General features: G+C 68.4%; 16 protein-coding genes. 1 reads left to right on the top strand and 15 read right to left on the bottom strand.

Features of this window, described 5'->3' with window-relative positions; translation table 11 throughout:
• Nucleotides 1-303: 303 nt before the first annotated feature.
• The 4 genes from cysS to C468_RS10405 form a co-directional block, all read right to left on the bottom strand.
• Nucleotides 304-1,818 carry a cysteine--tRNA ligase gene (gene cysS / locus C468_RS10395; protein ID WP_008848841.1) on the bottom strand — a complete coding sequence of 505 codons (1,515 nt, stop codon included), beginning with the start codon at nucleotides 1,816-1,818 and terminating at the stop codon, nucleotides 304-306.
• A gap of 378 nt (nucleotides 1,819-2,196) precedes the next feature.
• Nucleotides 2,197-3,474 carry a threonine ammonia-lyase gene (gene ilvA, locus C468_RS10400; RefSeq protein ID WP_008848842.1) on the bottom strand — a complete coding sequence of 426 codons (1,278 nt, stop codon included), beginning with the start codon at nucleotides 3,472-3,474 and terminating at the stop codon, nucleotides 2,197-2,199.
• Nucleotides 3,475-3,527: 53 nt separating this feature from the next.
• The gene (locus tag C468_RS18080; RefSeq protein ID WP_008848843.1) at nucleotides 3,528-3,734 is read right to left on the bottom strand and encodes a hypothetical protein; all 207 of its coding nucleotides are present in this window, start codon (nucleotides 3,732-3,734) and stop codon (nucleotides 3,528-3,530) included.
• Nucleotides 3,731-5,116: a cryptochrome/photolyase family protein gene (locus C468_RS10405; RefSeq protein ID WP_008848844.1), complete on the bottom strand. Its 1,386-nt coding sequence runs from the start codon at nucleotides 5,114-5,116 to the stop codon at nucleotides 3,731-3,733. Before C468_RS10405 ends, C468_RS18080 begins: the two co-directional genes overlap by 4 nt.
• Nucleotides 5,117-5,219: 103 nt before the next feature.
• Between C468_RS10405 and C468_RS10410 the strand changes: the two genes are divergently transcribed.
• Entirely contained in the window at nucleotides 5,220-5,588 is a 369-nt protein-coding gene (locus C468_RS10410) for a hypothetical protein (RefSeq protein WP_008848845.1), read from the top strand.
• 28 nt (nucleotides 5,589-5,616) lie between these two features.
• Here the strand turns inward: C468_RS10410 and C468_RS10415 are convergent, their stop codons facing one another.
• The 11 genes from C468_RS10415 to C468_RS10460 all read right to left on the bottom strand — a co-directional run bounded on the left by C468_RS10415 (nucleotide 5,617) and on the right by C468_RS10460 (nucleotide 16,692).
• Complete coding sequence (locus tag C468_RS10415) at nucleotides 5,617-6,006, bottom strand: DUF6276 family protein (protein ID WP_008848846.1); 390 nt, start codon at nucleotides 6,004-6,006, stop codon at nucleotides 5,617-5,619.
• 78 nt (nucleotides 6,007-6,084) lie between these two features.
• Nucleotides 6,085-7,137: a sulfite exporter TauE/SafE family protein gene (locus C468_RS10420; RefSeq protein WP_008848847.1), complete on the bottom strand. Its 1,053-nt coding sequence runs from the start codon at nucleotides 7,135-7,137 to the stop codon at nucleotides 6,085-6,087.
• Entirely contained in the window at nucleotides 7,127-7,291 is a 165-nt protein-coding gene (locus tag C468_RS18635; RefSeq protein ID WP_008848848.1) for a DUF7512 family protein, read from the bottom strand. Before C468_RS18635 ends, C468_RS10420 begins: the two co-directional genes overlap by 11 nt.
• A gap of 543 nt (nucleotides 7,292-7,834) precedes the next feature.
• Nucleotides 7,835-8,533 (bottom strand): V-type ATP synthase subunit D, encoded by a 699-nt coding sequence (locus tag C468_RS10425; RefSeq protein ID WP_008848849.1) that lies wholly within the window; start codon nucleotides 8,531-8,533, stop codon nucleotides 7,835-7,837.
• 354 nt (nucleotides 8,534-8,887) lie between these two features.
• Entirely contained in the window at nucleotides 8,888-9,637 is a 750-nt protein-coding gene (locus C468_RS10430) for a bacteriorhodopsin (protein ID WP_169330907.1), read from the bottom strand.
• Nucleotides 9,638-9,755: 118 nt separating this feature from the next.
• Nucleotides 9,756-11,423 carry a PAS domain-containing protein gene (locus tag C468_RS10435; protein WP_008848851.1) on the bottom strand — a complete coding sequence of 556 codons (1,668 nt, stop codon included), beginning with the start codon at nucleotides 11,421-11,423 and terminating at the stop codon, nucleotides 9,756-9,758.
• A gap of 118 nt (nucleotides 11,424-11,541) precedes the next feature.
• Complete coding sequence (locus C468_RS10440; RefSeq protein ID WP_008848852.1) at nucleotides 11,542-12,963, bottom strand: V-type ATP synthase subunit B; 1,422 nt, start codon at nucleotides 12,961-12,963, stop codon at nucleotides 11,542-11,544.
• A gap of 1 nt (nucleotide 12,964) precedes the next feature.
• Entirely contained in the window at nucleotides 12,965-14,743 is a 1,779-nt protein-coding gene (locus tag C468_RS10445) for a V-type ATP synthase subunit A (RefSeq protein WP_049912179.1), read from the bottom strand.
• 1 nt (nucleotide 14,744) lies between these two features.
• Entirely contained in the window at nucleotides 14,745-15,074 is a 330-nt protein-coding gene (locus C468_RS10450) for a V-type ATP synthase subunit F (protein WP_008848854.1), read from the bottom strand.
• Nucleotides 15,075-15,085: 11 nt separating this feature from the next.
• Nucleotides 15,086-16,117, bottom strand: coding sequence for a V-type ATP synthase subunit C (locus C468_RS10455; RefSeq protein ID WP_008848855.1), 1,032 nt, complete (start codon nucleotides 16,115-16,117; stop codon nucleotides 15,086-15,088).
• Complete coding sequence (locus C468_RS10460) at nucleotides 16,114-16,692, bottom strand: V-type ATP synthase subunit E (protein ID WP_008848856.1); 579 nt, start codon at nucleotides 16,690-16,692, stop codon at nucleotides 16,114-16,116. The genes C468_RS10455 and C468_RS10460 overlap by 4 nt, the downstream gene beginning before the upstream one ends.
• Nucleotides 16,693-16,704 lie beyond the last annotated feature (12 nt).

Genomic DNA, 16,704 nt, shown 5'->3' on the forward strand with positions numbered 1-16,704 from the left:
GGGCGACCGAAGGGAGCCCGAAGACGCGCCCGACGAGGCTGGGGAGGCGTGAGGTGCGGTTGCGGTGCTGGGTGGGGCGGGACTCAAAGGGGCAGTCGCGAAGCCGCCGCAGACGACGCAAGCACCGGAACGAGTGAGCGGAGCGAACGAGGGAGGAGCACAGCGAGTGTGCGGCGGCTTCGCGGCTGGGGCTTTGGCGGTGTTCGCCGCGGATCCGTCATCAGCCATTTATAAGCGAACGGCCGCGATTTCCGCTACTATCACCACACCGACAACCCCGCCGGCGAAACACGAAGTTCCGTATTACTCGAATCGGTACGTCGCGCCGTCCGGACCATCTTCAATCTCAACGCCAACGTCACGAAGCGCGTCCCGGAGTTCGTCGGCGCGCTCGTAGTTACCCGCCTCGCGCTCCGCCTCGCGCACGTCGAGCACCAGCTCGACCAGCTCGCCGGCCAGGTCTACGTCGCCGTCCGTCGTCGACTCGAACTGGAGCCCGAGCACGCCGCCGGCGAGGTCGTCGAACGCCTCGACCGCCTCGCGGAGGCCGCGGTAGTCGTAGGCGGTCTCGGCGTCGGCGCCGGCGCCGTCTCCCGCCCCGTCCTCGACCGCGTCCACGTGGCGGTTCACGGCGTCGGTGAGGTCCAACAGCGCCGCGGTCGCCTCCCGGAGGTTCAAGTCGTCGTTCATCGCGGCCGCGAAGTCGTCGCGGGCCGTCGCGACCGCCTCGCGGAGCTCGTCGTCGGTCGCCTTCGCACGGGCCTCGGTGGAGTCGAGCGCGTCGACGGCGCGGTCGTAGGTCCGGGAGAGCCGCTCCCAGCGCTCCTCGGCCTCCGCGATCGTCTCCTCGGTGAGCGCCTGCTCGGAGCGGTAGGCGGCGCCGGCGTAGAAGGTGCGGACCACGTTGACGCCGAGCTCGTCGAGGGCGTCCGGCACGGTCCAGAAGTTTCCGATCGAGGAGGACATCTTTTCGCCGTCCATCGCCAGCAGGCCGACGTGGAGCCAGTGGCGCGCGAACGTCTCGCCGGTGGCCGCCTCCGACTGCGCGATCTCGTTCTCGTGGTGCGGGAAGACCAGGTCGCGCCCGCCCATGTGGATGTCCAGGGTGTCGCCGAGGTGCGTCGTGGACATCGCCGAGCACTCGACGTGCCACCCGGGGCGGCCCTCGCCCCAGGGGGAGTCCCACGTCTCGCCGCTCGGGGTCTCGGCGCCGTGGTCGTGTTTCGCGTGCTCGCGCGCGGCGGTCTCGCTCACGCCGTCCGCCTTCCACAGCGCGAAGTCCGCCGGGTTGCGCTTCTCGGACCGCTCGTCCGGCTCGCCCTGCGCCTCGAGGTCCTCGACGTCCTGGTTCGAGAGCTTCCCGTAGCCGTCGAAGCCGGTCACGTCGAAGTAGACGGAGCCGTTCGACTCGTAGGCGTACCCCTTCTCGATCAGCGTCTCGACGAGGTCGCGGATCTCCGGGACGTGCTCGGTGACGCGGGGGTACACCTCGGCCCGTTTGAGGTTCAGTCCGCGCATCGCGTCGAAGGTGGTCGCGGTGAACGCCTCGGCCACGTCGCGCTCGGCGGCCCACTCGTCGCGCTCGCCGATCCGGGCCGTGATCTTCTCGTTGACGTCGGTGACGTTCTCGACGTGACGCACGTCGTAGCCGAGGTGGTCGAGCCACCGGTGGAGCACGTCGGCGTGGAACCACAGGCGGGCGTGTCCGAGGTGGGGGTCGTCCGACACCGTCAGACCGCAGACGTACAGCGTGACGTCGCCGTCGGCCGTGAAATCGACGCGCTCGTCTGCCAGGGTGTCGGTAACGACGAGACTCATTAGCGGGTCGTTGCTGTGGTGAGACTTTTAAACCGTCGGATCGGGCGAGAGGACGAAGACGTGTTCTCTGTCGGTTCGTCTACTCGAGGTTAACTGGTCGTTGTCGACGGCGGATCGGTGACGGACGCCGCAAAGCCTCGGCCGTCCATTTATAAGTGGTTAACCGTCGGTTAGCGGAGAACACCGCCACAGCCCCAGCCGCACCGCTCCGCACAGCACCTCGCACCTCCCCAGCCTCGCCGCTCGCTCCCTCCGGTCGCTCGCGGCGTCCCTCGCGCGTGCGACTCGCGCCCTGCGGGCGCTCGCCGGCACGCGCCACCGCAGTCCCATTTATAAACAGACGATTGCCTATCTTCACAGAGGAGGAAGCCCACGAGTTCAGTCGTGGGTCACTGACGCCTCCCGCGTCGTCCACTCCACTTCGTAGCCCGCCTCGCGCACCGCCGTCAGGACCCGGTCGACGTGGGCGGGCCCGTTGGTCTCCACCTCGAACACGAGGTCGGCGTCGCCCACCGGGAGGTCCGGGCGACTGCGCTCGTGGCGCACCGTCCGGATGTTCGCGCGCTCCCCGCCGATCAGGGTGGTGATCTCCCCCATCGTGCCGGGCGTGTCGTCGATCCGGACGGACAGCTCGATCAGCTGGTCCCGGTCCACGAGGGCGTGCGTCACCACCTCCTTCAGCGTCGTGACGTCGATGTTTCCGCCGCAGAGCAGCGGGACCACCGTCTCGCCGGCCAGATCGAGCACGTCGACGGCGCCGTCGTTCAGGAGAGCGGCCGCGGCGGTCGCGCCCGCGCCCTCGATCATCTGTTTCGCGCGTTCGAGGAGGAGCAGGATCGCGCTCGCCACGTCGTCGTCGCTGACGACGACCACCTCGTCGAGGTGCTCCTCCAGAAGCCCGAAGGTGAGGTCGCTCAGCCCGCCGGTCGCGATCCCGTCGGCGATCGTGTCGGGCTCCCCGCGCGTCACGAGCTCGCCGGCCGCGAGGCTCTCCGAGAGCGTCGAGGCGCCCTCTGTCTGGACGCCGACGACCCGCGTCTCGGGCGAGCGCGCCTTGACCGCGGTCGCGACCCCGCCAGCGAGCCCGCCGCCGCCGACCGGGACGAGCACGGTGTCGACCCCGGGCACCTGCTCGAGCACTTCCAGCCCGAGCGTCCCCTGTCCGGCGACCACGTCCGGGTCGTCGAACGCGTGGACGAACCGCGTCCCGGGATCGTCTATCAGGGTCTGCGCGTGCGCCATCGCCTCCGGGAACGCGCTCCCGCGCAGCACGACCTCGGCGCCGTACCCGCGGGTCGCCTCGATCTTCGCCGCCGGCGCCGACTCAGGCATCACGACGGTCGCGTCGATCCCCGCGCCGGAGGCCGCGAGCGCGACCCCCTGCGCGTGGTTGCCCGCGCTCGCGGCCACGACCCGGTCGATCTCGGGGGCGTCGGTTCCCGCCCCGGACTCGGCGACGGCTCGAGAGATCGCGTTGTACGCGCCCCGCGTCTTGAACGAGCCGGTGCGCTGGAGGTGTTCCATCTTGAGGCGCACGTCGGCGCCGCACCGCTCGCTCAGCGACCGGCTGCGCTCGACGGGCGTGCGCTGGACGATCGCCGCCGGTTCGAGCCGATCGGCGGCGGCCTCGACGTCCGCGATCGTGACGGAGGACATGAGCACGGTGTTCTCAGCGGTCCCCGAAAAGGACTCGGTTCCGAAACGGAGTTTTATCGAGCGGACCGCCCGGCCCTCACCGTCTTCCCGGCCCTCACCGTCTTCCTGGCTCTCACCGTCTTCCTGGCTCTCACCGTCTTCCTGGCTCTCACTGTCTTCCCGGCCCTCACCGTCTTCCTGGCTCTCACCGTCTTCCTGGCTCTCACCGTCTTCCCGGCTCTCACTGTCTGCCCCGCCTTCACCGTCTGCCCGACCTTCACCGCTTCCCGAGCGCCTCCTCGAACACCCGCTGGGCGCGCTCGTACCCCTCGTCGCGGTCGACGATCGGCTCCGGGTAGTCCGGCGCCAGCCCCTCGCGCTCGCCCCGCGAGAGGGTCGGCCAGTCGACGATCTTCTCCGGGGGCACGTCGCGGAGCTCGGGGACGTGCGCCTTCACGAAGCGGGCCTCGTCGTCGTACTTCGCCATCTGCGCCACCGGGTCGAAGATGCGCACGTCCACCGAGTCGGTGCCCGTGGAGGCGGTCCACTGCCACGCGCCGTGGTTCGAGGCGTGGTCGTGGTCGATCAGCTGCTTCGTGAAGTAGCGCGCCCCGCGCCGCCAGTCGATCAGGAGGTGTTTCGTCAGGAAGCTCGCGACCACCTGCCGCGGGCGGTTGTGGACGTACCCCTCCGCGTTCAGCTGGCGCATCCCCGCGTCGACGAGCGGGTACCCCGTCTCCCCGCGCGTCCACGCCTCGAAGTCCGCGTCGGACTCGCGCCACGCGATCTCGTTGGGGAACGCCTTGTAGTTCGAGACGGCCAGATCGGGGTTGTGGTACAGCAGGTGGTACATCTGCTCGCGCCACGACAGCTCGTCGCGGTACTTGTCGACGTTGCGGCGCTCGTCGCCCGTCGCCGCCTCGAACGCGGCGGTCGCGTCCGCCCACAGCTCCCGGATCCCGATCGCGCCCGCCGCGAGGTACGGCGACATGCGCGAGACGGCCCGGGTCGGCGCCTCGACGGCTCGAGCGAGGTCGTCGCGCGTGTCGGCGTACGACCGGATCCCGTACTCGAGGAACCCGTCGAACCGGTCGCGCGCGGCCTCGTACCCCGCGGTCGGGAGGTCGATGTCGGCGTCCGGCTCCGGGACCGCCTCCCCGTCGCGCACGGTCGCGAGCGCCGCCGGATCGGGCTCCGGACGCGGGTCCCGCTTCGGAACGGCGTCCCAGTCGTCGCGGAACCGGCCGTGGTTCGGATACCGCTCCGCCAACCGACCCGGATCGACCAACACGGCGTCGGTGTGGGCCTCGGTCGCGACCCCGACGCTCCCGAGGGCCGCCTCGACGGCCCGTTGGCGAGCGCGTCGGGCCGGCCGGTAGTACTCGTTGTAGAACGCGGCGTCGGCGTCGTGCTCGTCGGCGAGCTCGACGAGGACCGACTCGGGGTCGCCGACCCGAACGACGAGGTCGCTCCCGAGTTCGCGGTACCGCGCCTTCAGTCGCTTGACGTGGCGGAGGACGAACGCGCGCTGGCGCGCGCCCGTCGTCTCGAACAGGTCGTCGTCGTAGACGAACACGGGGAGGACGGTCCCCGCGCGTGCGGCCGCCGCGAGGCCGGCGTTGTCCCGCGTGCGCGGGTCGCGTCGGTGCCAGAAGACGTGCATGGGTGTGGTACGGGCTCCGCCGGATAGTGTCCTTCGGGGCTCGCTCGACGCCGAGCCGCCGAACCCACCCGTGCGTTTATATCGTCGAGGTCGAAGCGAGGGTATGCAACCGCTCGTCGTCGTCATCCTCGTCGGCGTCCCGCTCGTGTGGCTCGTCGCCTTCGCTGCCTACGCGTATCTCGACGCACCGAACCACGGAATGGACCGGCGGAAGTGGGCGCTCATCTGCTTTTTCGTCCCGCTGTTCGGCTTCTTCGCGTACGTGTTCGAGCGCGGCGAGCTCGACTACGACCCCTCCGAGGACCCCTACGCGCAGGGCAGCGACGCGCGCAAGGCCGGCCTCGCGGTCCACGAGCGTCGGCGCGGGGAGAAGGGGCTGGGCCCGGCCGGGACCGAGGCGGACGACGGCGAGGACGACGAGACCGACGAGTGGAACGACCCCGACGGGATCGATATCGACGACGACGGGTGAGCCGCCGACGGCGGGGGACCGCGGAAACTCACAGCATGTCGAGCAGCGCCGAGCGCCGCCGGTCGAGATCGAACGCGGCGTCGTCGGCGTCGAGCCGCTCGAAGAACGCGAAGGCGTCTGCGCCCGACCGCTCCGCGTGCTCGACGAGCGCCTCGATCGACGCCCGGTTGAGCGCGAGCGATTCGAGGTGGCCGCAGGCGAGCGCCAGCGCGACGCCTGCCTCGCCGGCGGGGAACGCGGGATCGACCGCGGAGAGGTCGGGGTCGCTTTCGACCGCGCCGCCGGCGTCGGCGTCGACGGCGGGGAACGTCCGGAGACAGCGGGTGCAGACCGCCGTCTCCGCCGCCGGTGCGTGGTCCCGAACCGCGGTCGGAACCGCGAACGCGACGACGTCGGCGTCACAGCGAGGACAGGGCATGTCAGCCACGACGACCGTGGCGAGTATGAATGTGGCCGTCGACCGCGGCGAAGTCGATCCCCCGTCGGCCGAGCGATATCAGTCCACCGTGGCGGACACGCGACCCCGAGACGCCCGGAGCGAGCGGAGCGTCGTGAAGACGATCGCCGCGGCCACGACGACCGCGGCGCCGATCACGAGGACGAGTCCCAGCGTCTCCAAGGTCTCGTTCCCGAGGTACGTCCCGATTTCGCCGATGCCCACCGCCACGGAGCCGGCGAGCAGCATGCCGCCGAAGTACACCTTGATGTCGTCGGCGTCGACCACGGCGGTCGCCGCGGAGCCGATGCGGGCGCCGAGCGCGCTCCCGAACAGGAGGGGGGCGACGATACCGAGGTCCACGCCCCCGCTCTGCCCGTACAGGTAGCTCCCGATCCCGCCGGAGAACACGATCTCGAAGAGGTCGGTCCCGACGGCGACCGGCGTGGGGACGCCGATCGCGTAGATCATCGCCGGCATCCTGATGAATCCGCCGCCGACGCCGAGGAACCCCGAGAGCACTCCCGTCGAGAAGGCGACCGCGGTGATCACCCACGCCGAAACGTGGACGTCGCCGCGGAGCGTGACCATCGGCGGGATCCGGACGGTTTCCTGGATCCGCTTGGCGATGTCCGGAATCTCGTACTCACTCAGGTCCTCGTCGGCGGCCGCGTCGTGGTCGATGCCGCCGTCGCTATCGTTCGAGAGCGCCTCGCGCGTGATCATCAGCCCGATACCGCCGAGCAGGAACACGTAGACGACGCTGATGATCCCGTCGGCGAGCCCCAGCGCCTCCAGGTAGAACACGCTGGCTCGGCCGACCTCGATCCCGACGGTCGTCCCGGCGATCATGATCGCCCCGAGCTTGTAGTCGACCTGCCCGAGGTCGTGGTGTTTCAGCGTCGCGATCACCGCCGTCCCGAAGACGAACGCCATTCCGCTCCCCACCGCGACGGAGGCCGGATACCCCAACATCAACAGCGCGGGCGTCACGAGGAAGGAGCCTCCCATGCCGAAGAAGCCGAAGAGCAGCCCGACGACCAGCCCGAAGCCGACGAACAGCGCCAGCATCTCCGGCGAGGTGTCGACGACTCCTATCAGGTTACTGAACATCTTTCGACCCTCCGACGATCACCCGCATGAGACGGGGACCGACGAGCCGTTCGAGCCCCCCGTAACCGACGTACAGCAGGACCGCCTCGACCAGGATCGCCCCGATCAGCATCGCCGTCTGGGGGTCCCACGTGGGGATCTCGAGACCTGACATCACTCTGCCCTCCGGTTGCTGCGAACAGTCGTTTGGGTTTCGCACATTTCTGCTCACTACACCGTATCCCGCTCACGGATAAAATAGTTGTGTATAGTCAGCACAATTCTATATCTCCGTAACCTCCCCCCGACCACAGATAACTTATTCGTGGGTTTCCCGATGGGCCGCCCGACCGCGACGCCGTGGCCCGCGCTGTCAGCGCGGCCTTCCGCCGGAAACGTCAGTTCGTCGGTCGCGGCATTCTCCGCGTGGCACATTCCGTCGATCGCTACATCCTGTCGACCGCCGCATCTCGTCCATCTCCATACCCCGCCGACCGCCATATTCCATCAGCCGCCGGTTTGCAGGTCTTAATATTGTATAATAATGTGGTTGATACACACTAAATTCGACCTCGAAGCGACGGCTTCCGACTCGTCGACGGCGGCTAACGCAGCGAAAAGGCGTCGCTGACGCAGCGAAAAGGCGTCGCTGACGGAGCGGCGGCGGCGAGCGGATTCAAAAGGGGGCGACTCCGCGAAACGGACTCGACCGGCCGCCTCAGTCGGCGGGTTCGGGGTCCTCGACCGCGGCGGCTTCGACCTCGGCGGCCGCCTCGGCCTCCGCCTTCTCCTCTTCTTCCTTCTTGGCCTTGATCTTCTTCATGCGGAAGATCTCCTCGCGCTCCTGCTCTTCGAGCTTCTGCTCGATGTACTCCTGATTCTCGTAGAGGGTCGGGAGCAGCGTGAACTCGAGGGCGTTCACGCGGCGCTTCGTGGTCTCGATCTCCGTGAGCATCTTCTTCATCGCCGTCTCGACCTCAGCGGCGAGAATGATCTTCTCCAGCAGCTCCTCGTAGGCGTCCGCGGCCTCGTCGATCCGCGCGGAGGACCCGAGCAGTCCGTACCCCCGCTCGTCGAGGCTCTTTTTCACCTTCGAGGACTCGATCTGCGGGACCACGACGCCCATGATGTTCTTCGACTGGGTCGTGATCTCGGGGTGCTCTTTCAGCGCCGCGGCCGCGCCACGGACGGCGACGTCGCCCTCCATCGCGCGGGCCATGTCGATCTTGCGCTGGGCCGTCTCGTAGTTCTCGGACACGTCCGAGCGGACGTCCTGCGCCTGATCGAGGATGTCCATGAACTCCATGATGAGGCCGTCACGCTTCTGTTCGAGCGTGTCGTGACCGCGCTCGGAGAGCTCGATGCGGTCCTCGATCGCCATCAGGTTCTTGCGAGTCGGTTTGACGTCCTTGGCCATCTATTGGAGGGAGATAACGAACCGAGCCTGTTAACCTTTTATTGTTTGTCGACGGATTCCCGCGCTCGCCGCTCTGCGGTCCGTCCGGCGCTGTCGGTCGGTCGCCGCCGTCGCTTCCGCCGCTCGACGAGCGGCTGACGACGCTAACCGAACTGCGGAACGGCGCGGCCGGCACGCGGACCGCGAGGAGAGACCGAACGCAGACGGACGGACCGCCCGCCCTCGAAACCGGTGCAGCCGCGCCGTCGGTTCACACGACGTGTCGGTTCGCGGGACACGCCGTCGGTCGGCAGCCGTCGATCCTCCGCCACCGCCGAGCGTCCCGACCTCGTCGGGCGCGCTCGGACGTTTCTATCAGTCCGCCGCTCCGGGCTCGGCCGTCGCCGAGCCGGCGGCGTCGAGGACCTCGCGGCTCGACAGCAGGATGAACCCGAAGCCGACCTTCGCGACGAGGTCGAGGACCATGAACCCTGCCGTCTCAATGTTGAGCGTGAGGATCTGCAGCCCTTCGGTCCCGAGGAGCCACCAGACGGGGTAGACCAGCCAGATGACGACGATCAGCGTCCGAAGGGTGCTGAACGTCGACGCGGCCGAGCCGGACAACCGGGATGCCTTCTCGTCGAGCGAGCCGTACAGCATGTACAGGAGCACCAGCAGGAAGCCGGTGGAGACGCCCCACCAGACGAGACGATTCCCGCCGGCGCCGAGCACGGCCGCGCTCGTCGACAGCGTCGCGATCGCACCGGTACCGATCATCAGCACGTCGAGGCCCACCAGCGAGGCGAGCTCGTTCCGGTTCGCTCCGGCGAGCAGACCGAGGTCGAGGAGCAGAAGCGGCGTCGTGAACAGCCAATCGGTGTACCGTGCCCAGTAGATCGGAACCTCTTCACCGGCGAGCGTAATCGTCGTTAACCCGAACCCGAGCGCCATCGCGAGGTAGTTGACGAACGCGATGGCGGTGATGAAGATCGTTACGATGTAGAACTCCTGCCGCCGCCTGTCGGTCTCCCCCCACCCCCTCGCGATGAAGTACAACATCCCGAGGAGCATCCCTAGCGTCCCTATCCAGAGCCAGATCCCTTCGCTACCGGGTTGTGCCATCATGGCGCGGGTAAAGATATGTGAAGATCCGTACTAAACGGCGTACCCAACTAGTGTGGCTCTCCGCTGAGAACCGGTCACACCTGCTCGAAGCGAGGTGGTCGCGGCCGGCCGGCCCCGTTCACTGGTCGACGATCGCCGCCACGATCTTGCGCTGTGCCACTCGCAAGTGCTGGTGGAACGTCGATCGGGTGACGCCCATCGACTCGGCGATCTCGTCTCCGCTCGTTTCGTGTGGCCACGCGAAGTACCCGCTCGTGTGCGCGCGGACCAGCGCGGCGCGCTGTCGCTCCGTCAACTGCGACTCGATCTCGCCGACGAACCCGCGATGCGTCCGGTGGGTGTGTTCCCGCCGCCGATAGCTGCGGAGGTCCGCGTTCGGCAGGTCCTCCATCGCGTCGGCTGCGAGAGACCGCGCCAAGGCTTCCCGACCGACTTCGATCGTCGCGACCGCGACGCCGTCTTCGACCGACCAGCGACACAGCTCGCCGCTGTACTCCCTGAGAAGCCCCTCCAGCGGCGTCTGGTCGACGGACAGCTCGACCAGGGTTGCGGCGGTCTCCGCGGCGAGGATCGCGTGGACGGTGACGCCCGCTGCCTCGGCGGCCGCGTGGACACGCTCGTCGTCGACCCCCGTCGCGCCGTCGAGTTCGAACAGCAACGACTGCTCGCCCCGATCGCCGACGGTCCCGGTGTGGCGGAGCGAGCAGGACAGCGCCTCGGCGAACGCCCCCAGCGGGTGGTCGCCGAGCGCCAGCTCGAACTCGACGACGTTGTCCCCCCGGAGCGTCCGCTGGCTCTCGAGCGCGTTGATGCCGATCGCGACGGTCCGACCGAGCGCCGTCAGCACGTCGCGTTCGTGCCGCTGAAACTCCTCGGTCTGTGCGTAGACCGCGATGGCGCCGTAGGTCGCCTCGCCGAAGTAGAGCGGCACGCCGGCGACCGCGGCCGCCTCGGCCGGCTCGGTGGATTCGATCGGTTCGAGCTGCACGCGCCGGTCCTCGACCGCCGCCGCGACGACGGGGCTCGCCGAGCGAGCGCTGCCCTCCGTGGAGTCCATGGAGATAGATTCGATGTCCGGCCCGACCTCGCCCGCCGTCGCTTTCGGTTCGACCGTTTCGGTCGCCGGATCGTACGTCCCGATCCACGCGCCGGTGTACGTGTTCGCGATGCTCCGCACCACGTCCCGTCGGAGCTCGTCCCGTGACGACGCCAGCGCCACGGCTTCTGTCACGTCGGCAACGACGCCGTCCAGCCGCTCCAGCAGGCGGGACTGCCCGGTCCGCTCGCGTTCGACCCGTTCCGCGCGCTCCGCAGCGGCCTCTTCGGCCCGCTTGCGGCGCGTGACGTCCTGTTGGAAGCCGACGTAGTACGCGATCTCGTCCGCCTCGTCCCGGAGCGGCGCGAGCGTCACCTCGTTCCAGAACAGCTCGCCGTCCCGCCGGTAGTTTCGGAGTTCGACGGTCGTGGGCTCCCCGTTCTCGATCGCGGCGCGCATCTGACGCACCGGCTTCTCGCGGGTCGCCTCGCCCTGCAGGAACCGGCAGTTCCGACCGACCGCGTAGGACGTCGAGTACCCGGTCATCCGCTCGAACGCCGCGTTCACGTAGATCAGCGGCATGTCCGGCTCCGTCGCGTCCGCGATCGTGATCCCGACCGGCGCCTCGTCCATCGTGCGGGTCTTCAGCGCCTCGTCGACGGCGTCGGTGCTCGCGGACGTCGCCGAACCGGACGCGCGGGTCGACCGTTCGGACCCCCGTTCGGACCTCGGGAACTCCGGCCGTGTCATATGGGTACACGGTCGCGGACGACCAAAACCTACCGGGTCGCGCGAGCAGCCGGTCGGAGCCGTCCCTCAGCGCCGCCGCTGGCCGGAACGGGCGCGAAAGAGTGGAAAGAAGGCGGCGTCAGTCGGCCGCTTCGACGACCTGCCGCTCCGAGTCGTCCTCGCGGTAGTACTCCTCGATGAACTCCTCGTCGATCCGGTTGAGGGCGTCCTTCGGGAGCATCGAGAGCAGGTCCCAGCCGATCTCCAGCGTCTCCTCGATGTCGCGGTTCTGGTCGAAGCCTTGGTCGACGAACTCCGACTCGAACGCGTCCGCGAAGTCCAGGTACTTGTTGTCCAGCTCCGAGAGCGCCTCGCGACCGACGATGTTCACGAGGTCGCGCAGGTCCTCGCCCTCCGCGTACGCCGCGAACATCTGGTCTTTCACGTCGGCGTGGTCCTCGCGGGTGAGCCCCTCGCCGATCCCGTCGTCCATCAGCCGCGACAGGCTGGGAAGCACGTTTATCGGCGGCTGCAGGCCCTGACTGTTCAGGTCGGGGTCGACGTAGATCTGCCCCTCCGTGATGTACCCGGTCAGGTCCGGGATCGGGTGGGTGTCGTCGTCGCCCGGCATCGTGAGGATCGGAATCTGCGTGACCGAGCCCTCACGGCCCTGAATCCGCCCGGCGCGCTCGTACAGCTGCGCCAGGTCAGTGTACATGTATCCGGGGTAGCCACGCCGACCAGGGACCTCCTCGCGGGCCGCTCCGATCTCGCGGAGCGCCTCGCAGTAGTTGGTCATGTCCGTCAGGATGACGAGGACGTGGTAGTCCTTCTCGAAGGCGAGGTACTCGGCCGTGGTGAGCACCATCCGCGGGGTGACCGTCCGCTCGACGGCGGGGTCGTCCGCGAGGTTCATGAAGACGACGGAGCGCTCTAGCGCGCCGGTGCGCTCGAAGTCCTCCATGAACTCGTTGGCCTCCTCCTGTGTGATCCCCATCGCGCCGAAGATGACGGCGAACTCGGAGCTCTCCTCGTCGTCGCCCTCCTCCTCTTCGGGCACGCTGGCCTGCCGGGCGATCTGCATCGCCAGCTCGCTGTGCGGCTGGCCGGAGCTGGAGAAGATCGGGAGCTTCTGGCCGCGAACGAGGGTGTTCATCCCGTCGATCGCCGAGACGCCCGTCTCGATGAACTCCTCGGGGTACTCCCGGGAGTACGGGTTGATCGCCGCGCCGACGATGTCTTGACGCTCCTCGGGGACGATCTCCGGACCGTCGTCGATCGGGCGGCCGGAGCCGTCGAGGACCCGTCCGAGCAGGTCCTCGGTGACGGGCATCTTCATCGTCTCGCCCAGGAAGCGGACGGACGCGTTCTGGTCGATACCGGAGGTGCCCTCGAACACTTGGATGGCGACGACGCCCTCCGAGGATTCGAGCACCTGTCCGCGCAGCGTCTCCCCCTGTGCCGTCTCGATCTCGACGATCTCGTCGTAGCCGATCGACTCGTCGACCTCGGCGTACACGAGGGGGCCGCTGATCTCGGTGATGGTTTGATACTCTTTCATGTTAGTAGAGGCTCCGGAGTTCCTCGGCGATCTCCGATTTGAGCTCCTCGACGTACTCCTCGTAGTCCTCTTGGACGCCGATCCGGTTGATCCGGGGGGCGGCCTCGGTGTCGACGATCTCCTCGACGGGGACGCCCGCTTCGAGCGCCTTGAACGCCTCGTCGTTGAACGTCTCGATCGTCGTCAGCATGAGGTACGTCTTCTCCGGCGGACAGAACGTGTCGACCGGGTGGAACGCGTTCTGCTGGAGGTACGCCTCGCGCAGGTAGCGGGCGACCTCCAGGGTGAGCTGCTGGTCGTCGGGGAGGGCGTCCTTCCCGACGAGCTGGACGATCTCCTGCAGCTCGGTCTCCTCGTCGAGCACGTCGACCGCCCACTGGCGCTTCGTCGCCCAGTCGTCTGCGACCTCGTCTTCGAACCACGGGTCGAGCTGGTCCTTGTACAGCGAGTACGACTCGTTCCAGTTGATCGACGGGAAGTGGCGGCGCTCCGCCAGGTCCGCGTCGAGCGCCCAGAACGTCTTCACGATGCGCAGGGTGTTCTGGGTGACCGGCTCGGAGAAGTCGCCGCCGGGCGGCGACACCGCGCCGATCGCCGAGACGGACCCCTCCGTCCCGTTGACGTTCTCGAAGTAGCCGGCGCGCTCGTAGAACTGCGCGAGCCGGGCGGCGAGGTACGCGGGGTACCCCTCCTCGCCGGGCATCTCCTCCAGCCGGGAGGAGATCTCGCGCATGGCCTCCGCCCACCGCGAGGTGGAGTCCGCCATCAGCGCCACGTCGTACCCCATGTCGCGATAGTACTCGGCGATCGTGATCCCCGTGTAAATGCAGGACTCACGCGCCGCGACGGGCATGTTCGAGGTGTTCGCGATGAGCGAGGTGCGGGCCATCAGCGGGTTGCCGTTGGCCGGGTCCTCCAGCTCGGGGAAGTCCTCGATGACCTCGGTCATCTCGTTGCCGCGCTCGCCGCAGCCGACGTAGACGATGATGTCCGCGTCGGCGTACTTCGCGAGCTGGTGCTGGGTGACCGTCTTCCCCGAGCCGAACGGCCCCGGGATCGCGGCCGTCCCGCCCTTCGCGATGGGGAACAGGCCGTCGAGGATGCGCTGCCCGGACACCAGCGGCGTCCGGGGCGTCTTCTTGTTCTCGGAGGGGCGCGCCTCGCGGACGGGCCACTCCTGGTGCATCGACACGTCCGTGCCGTTGGCGAGTTCGGCCACCGTCTCGGTGACGTCGAACGACCCCGCCTCGATGGCGGTGACCTCGGTGGTCTCGTCCTCCTCGAGCGCGTCCGGCGGCACCATCACCTTGTGGTCGATGGTGACCGTCTCCTCGACGACGCCGACCACGTCCCCGCGGCCGACCTCGTCGCCGACCTCGACCGTGGGCTCGAACTCCCACTCCTTCTCGAGGTCGATGCCGGGCGCGTCGACCCCGCGGTCGAGGTACGGACTGCCCATCTTGCCCTCCAGCACGTCCAGGGGCCGCTGGACGCCGTCGTAGATGGCGTCCAGCATGCCCGGACCAAGGTCGACCGACAGCGGCTCGCCCGTGTTCTCGACGGGCTCGCCGGGGGCGACCCCGGAGGTTTCCTCGTACACCTGAACGGTCGTGATGTCGCCTTCGATCTCGATCACTTCCCCCATGAGGCCTTCGTCGCCGACGTAGACGACGTCGTTCATGCGGGCGTCGAGGTCGCGGGCGCTCACGACCGGACCGCTCACGCTCTGGATAACACCGTCTTCGCTTATGGTGGTCTCCGTGGATTCTGCTTTACTCATATTAGTCGTCCTCCTCCATCAGGTCGATCCCGATGGCTCGTTTGATCTGGTCGCGCAGCCCGCCGCTGCCGGCGCCGGACCCGCCGAGGGTCACGAGCACGGGCTCGATGCTCCCCTCCACCGACTCGCGGGTCCCCCGCGAGAGGTGGTCGAGGTCGTCGTCGTGCATCACGATGATGCCGGTGTCCTCGTCGCCGAGGGTCCGTTCGACGGCGTCGTCGAGCCGCTCGTCCTTCTCGTCGTCCGGTACGTTCTCGAACTTCCGCACGCCGGCGAGCCGGAACCCGGTGGTGAACTCAGGGCTCCCGACGACGGCGATCTCCTGGCTCATGTTATCACCAGCTACGATTCGATCTGGTCGACCGGCAGCCCGGCCTCCTTCCCGCGGGCGATCGCCCGGATGTTCTCCACCTCGCGCTCCTTCGCGAGGATGTAGGAGATGATCGGGGTGACCGACACCGGGTGAATCGTGCCGAGCCGGTCGCCGTACGCCAGCAGGGCGGCGTCGGTCGCGTGCTCGAACGCGATGAGGCTGTCCGCCTCCTCGAGCTCGCGAAGCGCCGGCCCAAGCTCCTCCCCGTACTGGCTGTCTCCGATGTACTCCACGAGCTCGTCGAGGTTCCGCGCGAGCCGCGCGAGCGAGTCGCGGGTGAACAGCTCGCCGCCCTCGATGAAGTACGCCGCGGGGTCGATGTCCGCGCCCGACCGGGCGAGCCGGAGGGCGTTCGTCGCGTTCCGAAAGTCGACCTCCGCCTTGAGGAACGCCTCGTACTGCCGGGTCGGCTCTGCGTTGCCGAGTCCCGACAGGAGGCGCTCGTAGAACGCGCGGTCGACGGCGTTCTCCAGCGGCACGAGCGTGTCCGTCTCCTCGTACTCGCCGTACGCCTCCCGCAGCGGGTCCCCGTAGATCGTGTCTTCGAGCACCTCGACGACGGCGTCGATCGAGTCGGCCTCGAGCAGCCGCCGCATCCGGCGGCCGTCGAACTCCCCAGCGCGGATCAGGTCGACCTCTATCGCCGACTGGTCCGCGTCCGTGTAGGCTCCGCGGATGACCGTCTTCACGTTCCAGGCGTCGAACTTGCGGAGGTACCGGGCGATCAGGTCGTACAGCGACCCCTCGCTCCAGTCGAGGATGTCGTCGAACTGCCCGGCGAGGTTCCGGTTCAACGCGTACTCGATCAGGTCCACGCCGCCGTGCCGACTGCCGAGGGCGTTGATGTCTGCGCCGTAGCTCGACTCCTCCATGAACCGGGCGATCTCCGCCGGGCCCATCCGGGTCAGCTTCCGGTACTCCTCGTCGCCGTAGAGGCTGCCGCGGCGGGCACGAACCCGCGCGACGACGTACTCTGGGTTCGAGCTCCCGACGGCGCTCATTGGTCGAACAGCTGCTCCGAGATGTTCTTCAACTCGTCGTCCCAGACGGACTCCAGGATCGAGTCGAACGTGTTGTTCACGCGAACGCGAGAGGTATCGCTCTCCGCGACGACCCCGCCGAGGCAGTCGACTTCGCCGTCGACCTCGGCGTTGCGGTCCTCGACGAGCTCCTCGACGAGCTCGACGTCCTCGGGGCGGGTGTAGACGGCGACGTCCTCGTCGTCGTCGAACTCCGCGAGGGTCGCGTCGAGCAGCGTCTCGGTCAGCTCGCGGCGGCGGTCGCCGTCGAGCCCCTCGATGGCGGCCTCGACGTCGTCGTAGACGTCTTCCAAGACGTCGCGACGGGCGCCGAGCCGCTCCTGTTTGGCCTCGAGTTTGGCCGAGGAGAGGGTCTGCTCGCGTTCCTGATCGATCTGTCGATCGACCTCTGCGAGCCGCTCCTCGCGGATGCGCTCGGCGTCGGTCTCCGCCTCGGCGACGATCTCGTCGGCCTCGGACTCCGCCGCCTCGCGGATCTCCTCTGCACGCGCGCGGGCTTCGTCTCGAACGTCCTCAACGACAGTGTCCAAACTCATTGGTGTGAAAGG

Origin of the sequence: Halorubrum kocurii JCM 14978 (assembly GCF_000337355.1) — an archaeon.
Classification (GTDB): domain Archaea; phylum Halobacteriota; class Halobacteria; order Halobacteriales; family Haloferacaceae; genus Halorubrum; species Halorubrum kocurii.